Origin of the sequence: Hydrogenophaga pseudoflava (genome assembly GCF_031020795.1) — a bacterium.
Lineage (GTDB): Bacteria > Pseudomonadota > Gammaproteobacteria > Burkholderiales > Burkholderiaceae_C > Hydrogenophaga > Hydrogenophaga pseudoflava_A.
In genome coordinates this window covers 108690-123695 of record NZ_JAVHJP010000007.1, presented here as the reverse complement: position 1 = coordinate 123695, position 15006 = coordinate 108690, and the positions used below count along the sequence as shown (strand labels likewise).

Here is a 15006-nt window from a genome sequence, read left to right as displayed (position 1 = left end):
TCCTCGAATCAGACAGCGCCGCCTATGCGCTCTGCGCCACCCATGTAGGGGCGCAGCACCTCGGGCACGGTCACGCTGCCGTCGGCGTTCTGGTTGTTCTCCAGCACCGCCACCAGGGCACGGCCCACGGCCAGGCCGGAGCCGTTGAGGGTGTGCACCAGTTCGTTCTTGCCCTGGGCGTTCTTGAAGCGCGCCTGCAGACGGCGGGCCTGGAAGGCTTCGCAGTTGGAGACCGAGCTGATCTCGCGGTAGGTGCCCTGCGCCGGCACCCAGACTTCCAGGTCGTAGGTCTTGCTCGCGCCAAAACCCATGTCGCCCGTGCACAGGCTCATCACGCGGTAGGGCAGGCCGAGCGCCTGCAGGATGGCCTCGGCGTGGCCGGTCATCTCTTCCAGCGCCTCGTAGCTCTTCTCGGGGTGCACGATCTGCACCATCTCGACCTTGTCGAACTGGTGCTGGCGGATCATGCCGCGTGTGTCGCGCCCGGCGCTGCCGGCTTCGGAACGGAAGCAGGGCGTGTGGGCCGTCATCTTGATCGGCAGCTCGGCTTCGGCCAGCACGGTGTCGCGCACCACGTTGGTCAGCGTCACTTCGCTGGTCGGAATCAGGTACAGCGCCTGGTTCTCGTCCGCGCCCTCCTGGCCGCCCTTGTTGGCCGCGAACAGGTCGGCCTCGAACTTGGGCAGCTGGCCGGTGCCGCGCAGGGTGCCGGCGTTGACGATGTAGGGCGTGTAGCACTCGGTGTAGCCGTGCTGCTGCGTCTGCGTGTCCAGCATGAACTGGGCGAGCGCGCGGTGCAGGCGGGCAATCGGCCCGCGCATGAAGGTGAAGCGCGAACCGGCCAGCTTGGTGCCGGTGTCGAAGTCCAGGCCCAGCTTCTCGCCAATGTCCACATGGTCGCGCACCTCGAAGTCGAAGCTGCGCGGCGTGCCCCACTGGCGCACCACCACGTTGCCCTCCTCGCTCGCGCCGACGGGCACGCTCTCGTGCGGCAGGTTAGGCACCGCCAGCAGCAGGTTCTGCAGCTCGCCCTGGATCACGTCCAGCCGGGCGGCCGAGGCTTCCAGCTCGGCCTTCATCTCGCCGACCTGGGCCATCACCGCATCGGCTTCGGCGTGCTGGCCCTTGCCCTTGAGCATGCCGATCTGCTTGCTCAGGCTGTTGCGCTGCGCCTGCAAGGCTTCGGTGCGGGTCTGCAGTGCCTTGCGCTCGTGTTCCAGCGCCTGGTAGGCGGACACGTCGAGGTAGGGCTGGGGGTTCTTGCGGGTTTCCAGGCGCGCGACGACGGCGTCCAGGTCTTTGCGGAGGTGGAGGATGTCTAGCATCTGTCGATTGTAGGTTTCGGCTTCAGTGCAGATGGTCGATGGCACCCTCGCCATCGATCTTCAGCCCCTTGGGCAGCGGGAACTTGATGGTCTCCGTGATGCCGTCGAGCTTGCGCACCGAGATCGCGCCGAGTTCGCGCAGGCGGTCGATCACCTGCTGCACCAGGATGTCGGGCGCCGAGGCGCCGGCGGTCAGGCCCACGCGCTGCTTGCCGTCGAACCATTCGGCCTTCAGCTCGCTGGCGTTGTCGACCATGTAGGCCTCGGTGCCCAGGCGGTGGGCCACCTCGCGCAGGCGGTTGCTGTTGGAGCTGGTCGGGCTGCCGACAACGATGACGATGTCCACCTGCGGGCTCAGCAACTTCACCGCGTCCTGCCGGTTCTGCGTGGCGTAGCAGATGTCCTGCTGCTTGGGTTCCCGCACCTTGGGAAAGCGCGCCTTCACCGCGGCCAGGATGCCGGCCGTGTCGTCCACGCTCAGCGTGGTCTGCGTCACCACCGCCAGCAGATCGGTCTGCTTCGGCTGCACCCTGGCGACGCCGTCGATGTCCTCGACCAGGTGGATGCCCTCGCTGAGCTGGCCCATGGTGCCCTCCACCTCCGGGTGCCCCTTGTGGCCGATCATGAGGAACTCGTAGCCTTCCTTGAACAGCTTGGCGACCTCGACGTGCACCTTGGTCACCAGCGGACAGGTGGCATCGAAGATGCGGAAGCCGCGGCGTTCGGCTTCCTGCTGCACCGCCTGGCTCACCCCGTGGGCGGAGAACACCAGGGTGGCGCCGGGCGGCACCTCGTCCAGCTCCTCGATGAAGATCGCGCCCTTGTCCTTGAGGTCGTTGACCACGTAGGTGTTGTGCACGATCTCGTGGCGCACGTAGATGGGCCGGCCGAACTTGGCCAGCGCGCGCTCGACGATTTCGATGGCGCGGTCCACGCCGGCGCAGAAGCCCCTGGGCTCTGCGAGCAGGATTTCAGACATCACAGCACTCCGATCAGCTGGACTTCAAACTTCACCGGCTGGCCCGCCAGCGGGTGGTTGAAGTCGAACAGCACCGCACCGTCCTCGCGCACCTCGACCACCGAGCCGGCGTACTGGCCCAGGCCGTCGGGTGTGGGGAACTGCACCACGTCGCCCGCGGTGTATTTCTCGTGCGGGTCGCCCAGCTCGTTGAGCAGCTTGCGCGCCACCCACTGCACCATCTCGGGCTGGCGCTCGCCGAAGGCTTCGCCGGCCGCCAGGTCGATCACCGTGGTGGTGCCCTCCTCCAGACCGATCAGGCGCTGTTCGATCGCGGGCGAGAGCTCGCCAGCGCCCAGGCTCAGCGTGGCGGGCTGGCCCTGCTCGAAGGTGTCGATCACCACCTTGCCCTGCGGGCCGGAGAGGCGGTAGTGCAGGGTGAGAAAAGAACCTTCTTGGACGTGTGTCATGGACAAATGGGGGATGAAACAGGGGGTGCGGCGCGCGCGGCGCGGTCGGAACGGCCCGGGCGACGCCGCCGAGCACAGGCCGCTATTGTAAAAACCGGCGACCGCCCCGGCGGCTTCAGGGAGTACACAACGATGAATGGTCTCGCCGCCACCGGGCTCAAAAGCCTGCCCGCCGACGCGCGCCCGCGCGAAAAGCTGCTCAGCCGGGGCCCCGGCGCGCTGGGCGACGCCGAGCTGCTGGCGCTGCTGCTGCGCACCGGCATGGCCGGCAAACACGTGATGCAGCTGGCGCAGGAACTGCTGGACCGCTTCGGCGGCATCGGCGGCCTGCTGCACACCGACGCCAGCGCGCTCAAGGTCATCAAGGGCCTGGGGCCAGCCAAACGCGCCGAGGTGGTGGCGGTGCTGGAACTGGCCCGCCGGGCGCTGGCGCAGGAGCTGCAGCAGCGGCCGCTGTTCGACAGCCCGAAGGCCGTGCGCGACTACCTGCAGCTGCAGCTGGGTGCCCGCGCGCACGAGGTGTTCTGCGTGCTGTTCCTGGACAGCCAGAACCGGTTGCTGGCGCTGGAGGAGCTGTTCCGCGGCACGCTCTCGCAGACCTCGGTCTATCCGCGCGAAGTGGTGCTGCGCGCCCTGCACCACCACGCCGCCGCCGTGGTGCTGGCGCACAACCACCCGAGTGGCGAAGCCCGGCCCTCGCGCGCCGACGAATCGCTCACCCAGTCGCTCAAGGCCTCGCTGGCGCTGGTGGACGTGCGGGTGCTGGACCATTTCATCGTCACGCGCGACGCCGCAGCCTCCATGGCCGAAATGGGCCTGGTCTGAAAGGTCATGCACCCTGGGCGAGAATCGCGACACCATGAAAGTGCGCGCCCTCGCCGACCTCAAGACGCTGCAGAAAGTGATCGCCCAGCGGGCCGCCGCCGAGGCTGCGACGCGCGAGGCCGAGCGCCTGCACGCGCTGCGTGTCGAGCGCGAAAAGCGCCTGTTCGAACTGGCGGTGGGCCCGGTGCGTCCCCTGCCCCACCACCGGCGCGTGGTCCATCCGCTTGTGCCGGTGTCGACCGAACCCCGGCAGCGCCAGCTCGACGAGCACGCGGTGATGCGCGAGGCGCTGTCGGACGAGTTCGATGTCGAAACCCTGCTGCACACCGACGAGGCGCTGAGCTACCGCCGACCGGGTCTGGGGCCGGACGTGACGCGCAAGCTGCGCGAAGGCCACTGGAGCATCCAGAAGCACATCGACCTGCACGGTCTGCGCACCGACGAGGCGCGCGAGGCACTGGGCCGCTTCATCCGCGAGGCGCACCAGCTGGGGCTGCGCTGCGTGCGCGTGGTGCACGGCAAGGGTCTGGGCTCGCCGGGCCGCACGCCGGTGCTCAAGGGCCGGGTGCAGCGCTGGCTGGTGCAGAAGAAGGAAGTGCTGGCCTTCGTGCAGGCACGGCCAGCCGAGGGCGGCGCCGGGGCGCTGGTGGTGCTGCTCAAGCCGGTGGGGCGCTGAGGCCCCGCCGACTCACTGCGGCGTGTTCCGCATCCAGTCGGCCGTCTTGAAGAAGCTGTCCTTGAGGCGCACCCGCAGGTCTTCGGGTACGCCGGTTTCGCCCATCGCCTGGTCCATGCAGGCCAGCCACTGGTCGCGCTCGACGATGCCGATCTTGAACGGCATGTGCCGCATGCGCAGGCGCGGGTGGCCGAAGCGGTCTTCGTAGTGCGAAGGGCCGCCCAGCCAGCCGCAGAGGAACCAGAACAGCTTCTGCCGAGCGTCGTCCAGCGTGCTGCCGTGCGCCACTCGAAGCTCGTGGTAGCCCGGCTCGATGTCCATCAGGTCGTAGAAGCGGTCGACCAGGGCGCGCACGCGGGCTTCGCCGCCGATCCATTCGAAGGGTGTGGCAGGCGCCACCGGAACTTGTGTTTCTTCCATGTTGTCCAGACTCAGACCGCCGCGCGGCGCAAGGTTTCGACCACCGGCGTGCGCAATACGCTGCGCAGGCCCCACCAACCAGCGGCCAGCGCCAGCAAGCCACCCGCCAGACCCCCGGCCAGCGGCACCCAGGGCGACGGCTGCCAGCTGAACTCGAAGGCGTACTTTGCCAGCGCCCAGCCGACCGCCATCGCCACCACCGAGGCCAGCACACCCGCCAGCAGGCCCACACCGAGCAATTCGACCCGCTGCACGTCGCGCAGCAGCTTCGAACCCGCGCCCACCGCGCGCAGCACGGCGAACTCGCGCTCGCGCTCGCCGCGCGTGGCGGTGATGGTCGCCAGCAGCACCACCAGCCCGGCCGCCAGCGCGAACCCGAACAGAAATTCCACCGCGCGGATCACCTGGCCCAGCACGCGCTGCACCTGCGCGATGGTCTGGCTCATGTCGACGTTGGTGATGTTCGGAAACTGCCGCACCAGGGCATTGTCGAAGGTCTTGTTGGCGTCCGGCACCCGGTAGGCGCTGATGTAGGTGGTCGGCAGGTCGGGCAGCTGCGACACGGGGAACAGCACGAAGAAGTTCACCCGCATGGAACCCCAGTCGACCTTGCGCAGGCTGGTGATGCGGCCCTCGACCGGAATGCCCGCCATCTCGAAGCCGAGCCGGTCTCCCAGCTTCAGACCCAGCTCTTTGGCCAGGCCCTCCTCCACGCTCAGCCCGTCTGTCTCCTCGGCCGTCCAGCGGCCGGCGACGATGTCGTTGTGGGCGGGCGGCTGGGCGGTGTGCGAGAGGTTGAACTCGCGCTCCACGAGGCGCTGGGCGCGGTCGCTCTCGAAGTTCTCCGGTTGCACCGCGGTGCCGTTCACACTCACGAGGCGGCCGCGGATCATGGGGTACCAGTCGTACTTGGCAATGCCACCGTCGCCCAGCGCCTGTCTGAACGGCTCGCCCTGCTCGGGCTGAATGTTGATGACGAAGCGGTTGGGCGCGTCGGGCGGCGTGGCGTTGCGCCAGCTGGCGATGAGGTCGGTGCGCAGCAGCACCAGCAGCACCAGGGCCAGCAGGCCCACCGCGAGCGCACTGATCTGTACCACGGCATAGGCCGGCCGTGCCGAGAGCTGGCGCGTGGCCAGCACCAGCGCGCGCGGCGCGGTGCTCTCGTTGACGCTGCGGCGCAGCAGCCAGACCGCGGCCCAGCTCACCAGCGCAAACACCGCCACCGCGGCGGCAAAACCACCGACCGCGATACCACCGAGCTGGAGGTCGCGGCTGGCGGCCAGCAACAGCACAGCAAAACCGGCCACGCCCAAACCGAGCACTGCGAGTGTCGCGGGCTTGAGCTGCCCGACGTCGCGCCGGATCACGCGCAGCGGCGGCACCTGCGCCAGCTGCAGCACCGGCGGCAGGCCGAAGGCCATCATCAGCGTCAGGCCCATGCCCAGCCCCAGCAGCACCGGCCAGACGCTGGCGGCCGGCAACGCCGACTCGACCAGCCCCGAGAGCAGCAGCACGAACACGTAATGCAGGCCATAGCCCGCCAGCACCCCCAGGCCACTGGCGACCACACCGACCACGGCGAACTCGAAGGCGTAGGCGCGCGCCATGGCGCCCTGGGACAGTCCGAGCACGCGCATCATGGCGCAGTCGTCCAGGTGGCGCTGGGCGAAGCCGCGCGCCGCGATGGCCACGGCCACCGCCGACAGCAGCGCCGCCAGCAGCGCCACCAGGTTGAGGAATTTTTCAGCGCGCGCCAGCGTCTGCTGCATCTCGGGCCGGCCGCCTTCCAGCGACTCCAGTCGCAGGCCGCGGATCTCGGGTTTCTTGAGTTCGGCTTCGGCCCAGGCCACGTACTGTTTCACCGCGGGGTCGGCGCCCGCCACCGCGAGGCGGTAGCCGACGCGGCTGGCCGGCTGCACCAGGCCGGTGGCGGGCAGGTCGGCGGCGTTGATCATCACCCGCGGCGCGAAGCTCATGAAGCCGGCGCCTCGGTCGGTCTCCACCACGATCACCTTGGCCAGCGTGAGGCTCGCATCCCCCAGCAGCAGCGGCTGGCCGACCTTGAGTTGCAGCGCCGACAGCAGGGCGGCGTCGACCCAGGCCGTGCCGGGCGCCGGAATGTCGCGGGTGGGCGCATCGGCCGCTTCGGGTCCATCGGCCACGCGCAGGCCGCCACGCAGCGGATACCCGGGCGCCACCACCTTGAGTGCCACCAGCCGCGCGGCCCCGCCATCTTCTTCGCGCGCCCGACCCATGGTCGGAAAACTCAGGGTCTGGACGGTCTGCAGGCCGAGATCGGCGGCCTTGGCGGCAAATGCCGGGGGCGCCAGCCGGTCGCTCTGGATCACCGCGTCGCCACCGATCAGCGCCCGCGCATCGCGCTGCAGACCGCCCTGCAGCCGGTCGGCGAAAAACGCCACCGCCGTCAGCGCCGCCACCGCCAGCGTCACCGCCACCAGCAGCAGCCTCAATTCCCCCGCCCTCCAGTCGCGCCAGAGCGAGCGCCAGCCCAGGGACCAGAACGACACCGGAAGTGAATCAGGAGCAGCAGCCATCCGGCGACCTTACCGCAACCGCATCAACCGCGCAGAACACTGCGGTTTGAAGCCGCTCAGCACCGACCCGGGGCGCGTGTCTTGTTCGAGAACGCCGTGGGTCCGGCTGCGCCGGCCCACAGGCGTTGCCCCTTGAGGGGCGGAGCCGGCTACACGCAGTGAGCCGGCGATGGGGGTGGGTCTTACTTCGTGCCGAAGATCCGGTCGCCCGCGTCGCCCAACCCCGGCACGATGTAACCGTGGTCGTTGAGTTCGCGGTCCACGGCCGGGGTGTAGATCGGCACGTCGGGGTGGGCGTCGTGGAAGGTCTTGATGCCCTGCGGGCAGGTGACCAGGCACACGAAACGGATCGAACGCGGCTTGGTCGCCTTGAGCCGGTCCACCGCGGCCACGGCCGAGTTGCCGGTGGCCAGCATGGGGTCCAGCACGATCACGTCGCGCTCTTCCATGCCGCTGGGCATCTTGAAGTAGTACTCCACCGCCTGGAGCGTAGCGGGGTCCCGGTACAGGCCGATGTGGCCCACGCGCGCGCCGGGGATCACCTGCAGCATGCCGTCCAGAAAGCCGTTCCCTGCGCGCAGGATGGACGCCAGCACGATCTTCTTGCCATCGATGACGCGGGACGTCGTCTTCTCCAGCGGGGTCTCGATCTCCACCTCCTGCATCGGCATGTCGCGCGTGAGTTCGTAGGCCAGCAGCGCGGACAGCTCGTGCACCAGCTCGCGGAAGCTCTTGGTGCTGGTGTCCTTCTTGCGCATCAGCGTGAGTTTGTGCTGGACCAGGGGGTGATCGATGATGTGAACGTCGCGGCTCATGAACGGGGACTCGAAAAAATGAACGGCCAGCCGCCCGGGGGCTGGCGCTGCCGCAAGTTTATGCGGCGGGGGGTGGCGGGTCGTCGAAGACGATGCGCTGCGGGTGCGAGAAGCACAGGAAGCGCCGGTGCGTGGCCCGGCCCACGGCGCACAGCCCCACGCGCTGGGCCACGTGCAGCCCCATTTCGGTGATGCCGCTGCGCGAGATCACCACCGGCACGCCCATCTGGGCCGACTTGATGACCATCTCGCTGGTCAGCCGGCCGGTGGTGTAGAACACCTTTTCGCCCGCAGGCAGCGGCCGCTGCAGGGCCATCCAGCCCGCGATGGTGTCCACCGCGTTGTGGCGGCCCACGTCTTCCACGAACAGCTGCAGGTCTTCGTTGACGAACAGGGCGCAGGCATGCACCGAACCGGCGGTCTTGTAGGTGCTGTCGTGCAGGCGGATGGTGTTGACGATGTCGTACAGCTGCGACTGACGCAGCGTGGCCTGCGGCGGCAGCACGATGCGGTCCACATCGTCCATCAGGCCGCCGAACACACTGCCCTGGCCACAGCCGGTGGTGACCACGCGGCGTGCGGTGCGCTCCTCGATGCGGTCGATGCCGGCGCGCGTCACCACCGCCGCCGCGCCCACGTCCCAGTCCACGGTGATGGACTCGATGTCGTGCACGCCACCCACCAGCCGCTGGTTGAGCAGGTAGCCCAGCACCAGCCATTCGGGATGGGCGCCCAGGGTCATGAGCGTGACCAGCTCGCGCTTGTCGACGTAGACCGTGAGGTCGCGCTCGGCCGGAATGCGGATGGCGCGCGTCTGGCCGGACTCATCCACCACCGACACCTCGCGGGTGAGGTCGGCGCGGGCCTGGGTCAGGCGCGGCCGCTGGACAGCAGCGGGGTCGGGGGCAACGGCGTGGGGCAGATCGGCCAGGTTCATGCGGTCAAGGATACGCCGCCGCACAGGCGGCCGCAGCCCTCAGGACTTCTTGGCCGGGGCCACCGCCGTGGGTGCGGGCGCCGCCGGTGCGGCAGGCGCGGCGGCAGAGGCAGGAGCTGGCCAGACGAAGGGACCGGGATCGGCGCAGGGCGGCGTGGCCGTCGCCGGCTTGGCGGTCTTGCCCGCTGCGGCCAGGGTCTTCTGGTGGTTGGCCGCCGCCTTGTCCATCGACAGGCAGAGCTTGTAGGCGTCCACCTTGCCCGTGTGCGCGGTCTTGGCCTTGGCCTCTTCGGCCTTGGCCTTGGCAGCGTCGTCGAGCACGGGGGCGGGCAACTTCGAGAGCGCGGCCGTGGACACGGCGGCCAGCGCCATCAGCAGGAATGTCTTCTTCATGAAAGGGTCCTCGAGGTCAGGCCTTGGCGGGCGCCTGCAGCGGCGCGTCCGGGCCGGTCTTGCTGCGCTGGGCGGGGATCTTGCCGGCCTTGATGTCGTCGTACCAGAGTTCGTGGTGCTCCTTGGCCCAGGCCTCGTCCACGTAGCCGGTCTTCATGGCGCCATACGCGCCCTTCACGCCGACCGTGCCCATGTAGATGTGGCCCATGATCAGCGTCATCATCAGCAGCGCGCACACCAGGTGCAGCATGTGGGCGATCTGCATGTCGCCACGCAGGTACAGCATGCCTGGCAGCAGCTTGTCCAGGAACAGGCCCGAGCCCACCACCACGATGCCGGGAATGGTGACACCCCACCAGAAAAGGCCCTTCTCGCCCGCGTTGAAGCGGTGCGAAGGCACTTCCTTGTCGCCCAGCATGCCGCCGGCCTTGCTGAGCCAGACGAAGTCGGCCGCGTTGGCGATGTTGTCCTTGATGAAGGTGATCACGATGATCAGCAGCGACACCGCGAACAGCGGGCCCACGAAGTTGTGCACGTTCTTCAGCGCAAAGGTCAGCCAGCCGAACAGCGTGCTGCCGATCACCGGCAGCAGGAAGAACTTGCCGAAGGCCATCACGATGCCCGAGACCGCCAGCGCAACGAAGGCCCCGGCGTTGGACCAGTGGGCCGCGCGTTCGAACGGGGTGAAGCGCTCGATCTTGCGGCCGGTGTCGGGCAGGTGGCCACCCAGCGGACCCTTGGTCTTGTAGAAGATCGCCAGCGTGAGCAGCACGATGAACAGCAGCGCGCCGCCGTAGGGGATCAGCCAGTCGTTGCGCACCTGGCGCCAGGCCTCGCCTGCAGTCGTGAGGCGGGAGCCCGGGTACTGCGCGAAGGGCTGGATCAGGTTGCCGGCCTCGGGCGCCTGCGTCACCGGCAGGCTGCTGTAGCCGGTCACACCCTTGCCCACATCGCGCCACATGGGCGCGTTGTTGCCGGGCTGCACCTGCTTGCGCTGGGCGTTGGTCTGGCTGGCGTAGTTCGGGTCGGTGCTGGCGTCGGGCGCGATCTCGAAAATGTTGGCGCTCTTGACGCCACCGACGGCCGGGGCCGCCTGGGCGGCGGGCGGCGCGGGGTCGTCGGGCGGGGGGCTGCTGGTGGCCTGTGCGTGGGCCAGGCCCAGCGTGCCGGCCAGCGACAGCGCCACGCCCCAGCCACGCAGTCGTGCGAAGGTAGGTTGGCTCATGCGCGGTTCCTCACTGGGTGCTGACGCGGGTGTAGTCGTTCATGCCGTACTGGGCGCGCGCCTTGAGCTGCTGTTCCCAGCTGGCCTTGTCGCCCACCGTCCAGCCCGGCTGCTGGTACTGGCTCTTGCCAACACCGGTGTAGGGCGCGGTGTCCTGGCGCACGCGGGTGGTTTCCTGCGGCTTCTCGCCACAGGCGGTGAGGGCTGCGGCGGTCGCCACCAGCCCGAAGATCATCAGGGTCTTGCGCATCACGACTTGGTCCCTCCCTGGGCGGTGCCATAGGCCGTGCCCCAGCCCCAGACTTCGGCGCCCTTGCCACGGCGCAGCACGCGGCTGCGGAAGATGTCGGCCACCACGTCACCGTCACCGGCCAGCAGGGCCTTGGTCGAGCACTGCTCGGCACAGGCCGGCAGCTTGCCTTCGGCCAGACGGTTGCGGCCGTACTTCTCGAACTCGGACTGGCTGCCGTGTTCCTCCGGGCCACCGGCGCAGAAAGTGCACTTGTCCATCTTGCCGCGCACACCGAAGGTGCCCTGGCTGGGGAACTGGGGTGCACCGAAGGGGCAGGCGTAGCTGCAGTAGCCGCAGCCGATGCACACATCCTTGTCGTGCAGCACCACGCCTTCGTCGGTGCGGTAGAAGCAGTTGACCGGGCAGACGGCCATGCACGGCGCGTCGCTGCAGTGCATGCAGGCCACCGAGATCGACTTCTCGCCGGGCACGCCGTCGTTGAGCGTGACCACACGGCGGCGGTTCACGCCCCAGGGCACCTCGTGCTCGTTCTTGCAGGCGGTGACGCAGCCGTTGCACTCGATGCAGCGCTCGGCGTCACAGATGAATTTCATTCGTGCCATCGCGCGTCTCCTTATGCTTTCTCGACGTTGCAGACCGTCGTCTTGGTTTCTTGCATCATGGTCACGATGTCGTAACCGTAGGTGGTCGAGGTGTTGATGGCCTCACCACGCACCACCGGCAGGGCGCCGGACGGGTAATAGGCCTTCATGTCCTCGCCCTGCCAGCGACCCGAGAAGTGGAAAGGCATGAACACCGTGTGCTCGTCCACCCGCTCCGTCACCAAGGCCTGCACGTTCAGGCGGGCCCCCGTGGGGGTGCTGACCCAGACACGCTCGCCGTTGCGGATACCGCGCGCCGCCGCAGCGGCCGGGTTGAGCTCGATGAACATCTCCTGCTGCAGTTCGGCCAGCCAGGGGTTCGAACGGGTCTCTTCGCCGCCGCCCTCGTACTCGACCAGCCGACCCGAGGTCATGATCAGCGGGAATTTCTCGTGGACCTTCTCGTCCACGTTCTTCTGCTGCAGCGACTTGTAGAGGATGGGCAGGCGCCAGCGGTTCTTCTGGTCGTCGTGGCTGGGGTACTTGGCGACCAGGTCGGGGCGGATGCCGTAGATCGGCTCGCGGTGCTGCGGGATGCCGTCGGGGAAGTTCCAGACGATGGCGCGGGCCTTGGCATTGCCGAACGGGTGGCAGCCGTGGGCCATGGCCACGCGGATGATGGCGCCGGTCGGGTCGGTCTTCCAGTTCTTGCCTTCGGCCTTGGCCTTCTCGGCGTCGCTCAGGTCGTCCCACCAGCCCAGCTTCTTGAGCAGCAGGTGGTCGAACTCGGGGTAGCCGGTGGTGATCTCGGCGCCCAGCGAGTGCGAGCCGTCCTCGGCCAGCAGGCTCACGCCGTCCTTCTCCACACCGAAGTTCGCGCGGAAATTGCCGCCGCCGTCCATCACGTGCTTGGAGGTGTCGTACAGGTTGGGCGAACCCGGGTGCTTGATCTCGGCCGTGCCGTAGCAGGGCCAGGGCAGACCGAAGTAGTCGCCGGACATGTCGTAGCCAGTTTCCTTGTCCACCACCTTGCCCTTGCACTTGAGCGTCTTCACGTCGAAGGCACCCATGTTGCGCATGTGGGCCTTCAGGCGCTCGGGGCTCTGGCCGGTGTAGCCAATGGTCCAGACCGACTTGTTGATCTCGCGCAGGATGTCCTCGGGCACGGGCTCGTCCATGCCCTTGACCTGCTGCATCTTGTAGTTCTTGACCAGTTCCTTGTCGAAGCCCAGCTTCTGCGCGAACTGGTACATGATCATGTGGTCGGTGCGGCTCTCCCACAGCGGCTCGATCACCTTCTCGCGCCACTGGATGGAGCGGTTGGACGCGGTGCACGAGCCGCTGGTCTCGAACTGCGTGGCGGCCGGCAGCAGGTAGACCGCGCGGTCGGGATTCAGGTCTTCGGGCTTGCCAGGCATGGCCGCCATGGCCGCGGTGGCCGACGGATACGGGTCGACCACGACCAGCAGGTCCAGCTTGTCCATCGCGCGCTTCATCTCCAGACCACGGGTCTGCGAGTTGGGCGCATGGCCCCAGAAGAACACGCCGCGCAGGTTGGGGCCCTGGTCGATCAGCTCGTTCTTCTCCAGCACACCGTCGATCCAGCGGGACACCGTGATGCCGGGCTTCTCCATCATGCCCTCGGCGTACTGGGCCTTGATCCAGTCGTAGTCCACGCCCCAGGTGGCCGCGAAGTGCTTCCACGAACCCGCGGCCAGGCCGTAGTAGCCCGGCAGCGAGTCGGGGTTGGGGCCCACATCGGTGGCGCCCTGCACGTTGTCGTGGCCGCGGAAGATGTTGGTGCCGCCACCGCTCTTGCCCACGTTGCCCAGCGCCAGCTGCAGGATGCAGGAGGCGCGCACCATGGCGTTGCCAATGGTGTGCTGCGTCTGGCCCATGCACCAGACGATGGTGGCGGGCTTGGCCTCGGCCAGCATCTTGGCCACCTTGGCCATCTGCTCTTCCTTGACACCGCAGGCCTCTTCCACGGCCGCAGGCGTCCACTTGGCCAGCACTTCTTCACGCACCTTGTCCATGCCATAGACGCGGTCGTTGATGTACTTCTTGTCTTCCCAGCCGTTCTTGAAGATGTGGTGCAGCAGGCCGAACAGGAACGGGATGTCGGTGCCCGAGCGGATGCGCACGTACTCGTCGGCCTTGGCCGCGGTGCGGGTGAAGCGCGGGTCCACCACGATCATCTTGCAGCCATTCTCCTTGGCGTGCAGCATGTGCAGCATCGACACCGGGTGCGCCTCGGCGGCGTTGGAGCCGATGTACAACGCGCACTTGCTGTTCTGCATGTCGTTGTACGAGTTGGTCATCGCACCATAGCCCCAGGTGTTCGCGACACCGGCCACCGTGGTGGAGTGGCAGATGCGTGCCTGGTGGTCGCAGTTGTTGCTGCCCCAGAAGCTCACGAACTTGCGCAACAGGTAGGCCTGTTCGTTGTTGTGCTTGGACGAGCCGATGAAATACACCGAGTCGGGGCCGCTGACCTGCTTGAGCGCCTTCATCTTGGCGGTGATCTCGTCCAGCGCCTGGTCCCAGCTGATCTTCTGGTACTTGCCGTTGACCAGCTTCATCGGATAGCGCAGGCGGTACTCGCCGTGGCCGTGTTCGCGCAGGGCCGCGCCCTTGGCGCAGTGCGACCCCAGGTTGATGGGGGAATCGAACACCGGCTCCTGACGCACCCAGACGCCGTTCTCGACGATGGCGTCGGTCGCGCAGCCCACCGAGCAGTGGGTGCAGACCGTGCGGCGGACTTCGATCTTGCCGGTGCCATCGATGGAGCCGCCCGAGGCGGCCTTGGCCTTCTTGACCAGGGTCAGCTGCGTGGCGGCGATGCCGACGCCCACGCCCAGACCCGAACGGCGCAGGAAGGCCCGGCGGTCCATGGTGGGCAGCGCCGAGGCCAGGCCGCGCTGCAGGCTGTGAACAAAGGCGTGGCTGCGGCCAGCGGCGGCCGCGCCCGGGGATTTTTTGGTGAGCAACATCGTGGGGCTCCTCGGGGTCAGATCCGGGTGGTCTTGTAGTACTGCTGGACGTGATCGCTCAGGGTGTAGCCGCCGCCCCGCTCGGGGGTGGGCCGGGCAGCAGCCTCGGGTTCGGTGGTGTCCGGCGCGGCGGGCAGCAGACTGGCCGCCGCGGCCAGCGCACCGGCGGTGCCGGCGCCCGCAAACAGGGTGCGGCGGCTCAGACGGCCGCGGGATTCGGGTTGGGGCTTGCTCATGCGTGTCTCCTGTGGGAACAACACCCGGAAGGCATGCACGAACACACCTTGTGGGCTTTTTGCATAAGTGGAATCTATCCAAGGCCCTGTGACGGCGCAAGCCGGATCCGCGCGCGTTCCATCCTTCTCGCCACCGCTTGACAGCAGGGGCCGCGATCACGGCCTCGCCACCTCCGATCATGGCCAAGGGACAGCCAGAAGCGTGCCAGCCCGGGCACATGGACCGATGGGATGCACCGCTGGCCGATTCACCCGTACGGTCGGTGTTTTCGAGGGAATACCCCAACAGAGGCCCCCCCCACACGCCTCCACTGCGACAAGCTGTCGACACCCATCGCGACAAA

At 68.1% G+C, this 15006-nt stretch carries 15 protein-coding genes; 2 read left to right on the top strand and 13 right to left on the bottom strand.

What is annotated here, in order from left to right; translation table 11 throughout:
* Positions 1-8: 8 nt before the first annotated feature.
* From serS to RCO38_RS20755, 3 genes are read right to left on the bottom strand one after another with little or no spacing between them, the layout of a single operon-like run.
* A complete protein-coding gene (gene serS / locus RCO38_RS20765) occupies positions 9-1325 on the bottom strand; it encodes a serine--tRNA ligase (RefSeq protein ID WP_308330349.1) in 1317 nt (438 codons plus the stop codon).
* A 22-nt stretch (positions 1326-1347) separates the two neighbouring features.
* On the bottom strand, positions 1348-2304 hold the full coding sequence (gene ispH / locus RCO38_RS20760) for a 4-hydroxy-3-methylbut-2-enyl diphosphate reductase (protein ID WP_308330348.1): 957 nt from the start codon (positions 2302-2304) through the stop codon (positions 1348-1350).
* Positions 2304-2753, bottom strand: a complete 450-nt coding sequence (locus tag RCO38_RS20755) for an FKBP-type peptidyl-prolyl cis-trans isomerase (protein WP_066149701.1) — start codon at positions 2751-2753, stop codon at positions 2304-2306. The genes ispH and RCO38_RS20755 overlap by 1 nt, the downstream gene beginning before the upstream one ends.
* A 132-nt stretch (positions 2754-2885) precedes the next feature.
* On the opposite strand from RCO38_RS20755, the gene radC reads away from it, so the two are divergent.
* Positions 2886-3578, top strand: coding sequence for a RadC family protein (radC, locus tag RCO38_RS20750; RefSeq protein WP_308330347.1), 693 nt, complete (start codon positions 2886-2888; stop codon positions 3576-3578).
* Between the two features lie 34 nt (positions 3579-3612).
* Positions 3613-4254 carry a Smr/MutS family protein gene (locus tag RCO38_RS20745; RefSeq protein ID WP_308330346.1) on the top strand — a complete coding sequence of 214 codons (642 nt, stop codon included), beginning with the start codon at positions 3613-3615 and terminating at the stop codon, positions 4252-4254.
* A 12-nt stretch (positions 4255-4266) separates the two neighbouring features.
* Here the strand turns inward: RCO38_RS20745 and RCO38_RS20740 are convergent, their stop codons facing one another.
* From RCO38_RS20740 to RCO38_RS20695, 10 genes are all read right to left on the bottom strand, one after another.
* Complete coding sequence (locus RCO38_RS20740) at positions 4267-4674, bottom strand: group II truncated hemoglobin (RefSeq protein WP_308330345.1); 408 nt, start codon at positions 4672-4674, stop codon at positions 4267-4269.
* Positions 4675-4685: 11 nt separating this feature from the next.
* The gene (locus tag RCO38_RS20735) at positions 4686-7229 is read right to left on the bottom strand and encodes an ABC transporter permease (RefSeq protein ID WP_308330344.1); all 2544 of its coding nucleotides are present in this window, start codon (positions 7227-7229) and stop codon (positions 4686-4688) included.
* Positions 7230-7411: 182 nt separating this feature from the next.
* Entirely contained in the window at positions 7412-8044 is a 633-nt protein-coding gene (upp, locus tag RCO38_RS20730) for a uracil phosphoribosyltransferase (RefSeq protein ID WP_308330343.1), read from the bottom strand.
* Positions 8045-8102: 58 nt separating this feature from the next.
* Entirely contained in the window at positions 8103-8981 is an 879-nt protein-coding gene (locus RCO38_RS20725) for a formate dehydrogenase accessory sulfurtransferase FdhD (RefSeq protein WP_308330342.1), read from the bottom strand.
* A 39-nt stretch (positions 8982-9020) separates the two neighbouring features.
* Positions 9021-9374 (bottom strand): hypothetical protein, encoded by a 354-nt coding sequence (locus tag RCO38_RS20720; RefSeq protein WP_308330341.1) that lies wholly within the window; start codon positions 9372-9374, stop codon positions 9021-9023.
* 16 nt (positions 9375-9390) lie between these two features.
* Positions 9391-10599: a formate dehydrogenase subunit gamma gene (locus RCO38_RS20715; RefSeq protein ID WP_308330340.1), complete on the bottom strand. Its 1209-nt coding sequence runs from the start codon at positions 10597-10599 to the stop codon at positions 9391-9393.
* A 10-nt stretch (positions 10600-10609) separates the two neighbouring features.
* A complete protein-coding gene (locus RCO38_RS20710; RefSeq protein ID WP_308330339.1) occupies positions 10610-10849 on the bottom strand; it encodes a hypothetical protein in 240 nt (79 codons plus the stop codon).
* A complete protein-coding gene (fdh3B, locus tag RCO38_RS20705) occupies positions 10849-11454 on the bottom strand; it encodes a formate dehydrogenase FDH3 subunit beta (RefSeq protein WP_308330338.1) in 606 nt (201 codons plus the stop codon). The genes RCO38_RS20710 and fdh3B overlap by 1 nt, the downstream gene beginning before the upstream one ends.
* A gap of 11 nt (positions 11455-11465) precedes the next feature.
* Positions 11466-14426 (bottom strand): formate dehydrogenase subunit alpha, encoded by a 2961-nt coding sequence (locus RCO38_RS20700; RefSeq protein ID WP_308330337.1) that lies wholly within the window; start codon positions 14424-14426, stop codon positions 11466-11468.
* Positions 14427-14443: 17 nt separating this feature from the next.
* Complete coding sequence (locus tag RCO38_RS20695; protein WP_308330336.1) at positions 14444-14662, bottom strand: formate dehydrogenase; 219 nt, start codon at positions 14660-14662, stop codon at positions 14444-14446.
* Positions 14663-15006: the final 344 nt, after the last annotated feature.

Excerpts from the sequence above, each read along its gene's own strand:
- RCO38_RS20695 (WP_308330336.1), bottom strand. The coding sequence starts at position 14,662 with ATGAGCAAGCCCCAACCCGAATCCCGCGGCCGTCTGAGCCGCCGCACC.
- radC (WP_308330347.1), top strand. The coding sequence starts at position 2,886 with ATGAATGGTCTCGCCGCCACCGGGCTCAAAAGCCTGCCCGCCGACGCG.
- RCO38_RS20745 (WP_308330346.1), top strand. The coding sequence starts at position 3,613 with ATGAAAGTGCGCGCCCTCGCCGACCTCAAGACGCTGCAGAAAGTGATC.
- RCO38_RS20725 (WP_308330342.1), bottom strand. The coding sequence starts at position 8,981 with ATGAACCTGGCCGATCTGCCCCACGCCGTTGCCCCCGACCCCGCTGCT.
- RCO38_RS20700 (WP_308330337.1), bottom strand. The coding sequence starts at position 14,426 with ATGTTGCTCACCAAAAAATCCCCGGGCGCGGCCGCCGCTGGCCGCAGC.
- RCO38_RS20740 (WP_308330345.1), bottom strand. The coding sequence starts at position 4,674 with ATGGAAGAAACACAAGTTCCGGTGGCGCCTGCCACACCCTTCGAATGG.
- RCO38_RS20720 (WP_308330341.1), bottom strand. The coding sequence starts at position 9,374 with ATGAAGAAGACATTCCTGCTGATGGCGCTGGCCGCCGTGTCCACGGCC.
- RCO38_RS20715 (WP_308330340.1), bottom strand. The coding sequence starts at position 10,599 with ATGAGCCAACCTACCTTCGCACGACTGCGTGGCTGGGGCGTGGCGCTG.
- RCO38_RS20710 (WP_308330339.1), bottom strand. The coding sequence starts at position 10,849 with ATGCGCAAGACCCTGATGATCTTCGGGCTGGTGGCGACCGCCGCAGCC.
- serS (WP_308330349.1), bottom strand. The coding sequence starts at position 1,325 with ATGCTAGACATCCTCCACCTCCGCAAAGACCTGGACGCCGTCGTCGCG.
- upp (WP_308330343.1), bottom strand. The coding sequence starts at position 8,044 with ATGAGCCGCGACGTTCACATCATCGATCACCCCCTGGTCCAGCACAAA.
- RCO38_RS20735 (WP_308330344.1), bottom strand. The coding sequence starts at position 7,229 with ATGGCTGCTGCTCCTGATTCACTTCCGGTGTCGTTCTGGTCCCTGGGC.
- ispH (WP_308330348.1), bottom strand. The coding sequence starts at position 2,304 with ATGTCTGAAATCCTGCTCGCAGAGCCCAGGGGCTTCTGCGCCGGCGTG.
- fdh3B (WP_308330338.1), bottom strand. The coding sequence starts at position 11,454 with ATGGCACGAATGAAATTCATCTGTGACGCCGAGCGCTGCATCGAGTGC.
- RCO38_RS20755 (WP_066149701.1), bottom strand. The coding sequence starts at position 2,753 with ATGACACACGTCCAAGAAGGTTCTTTTCTCACCCTGCACTACCGCCTC.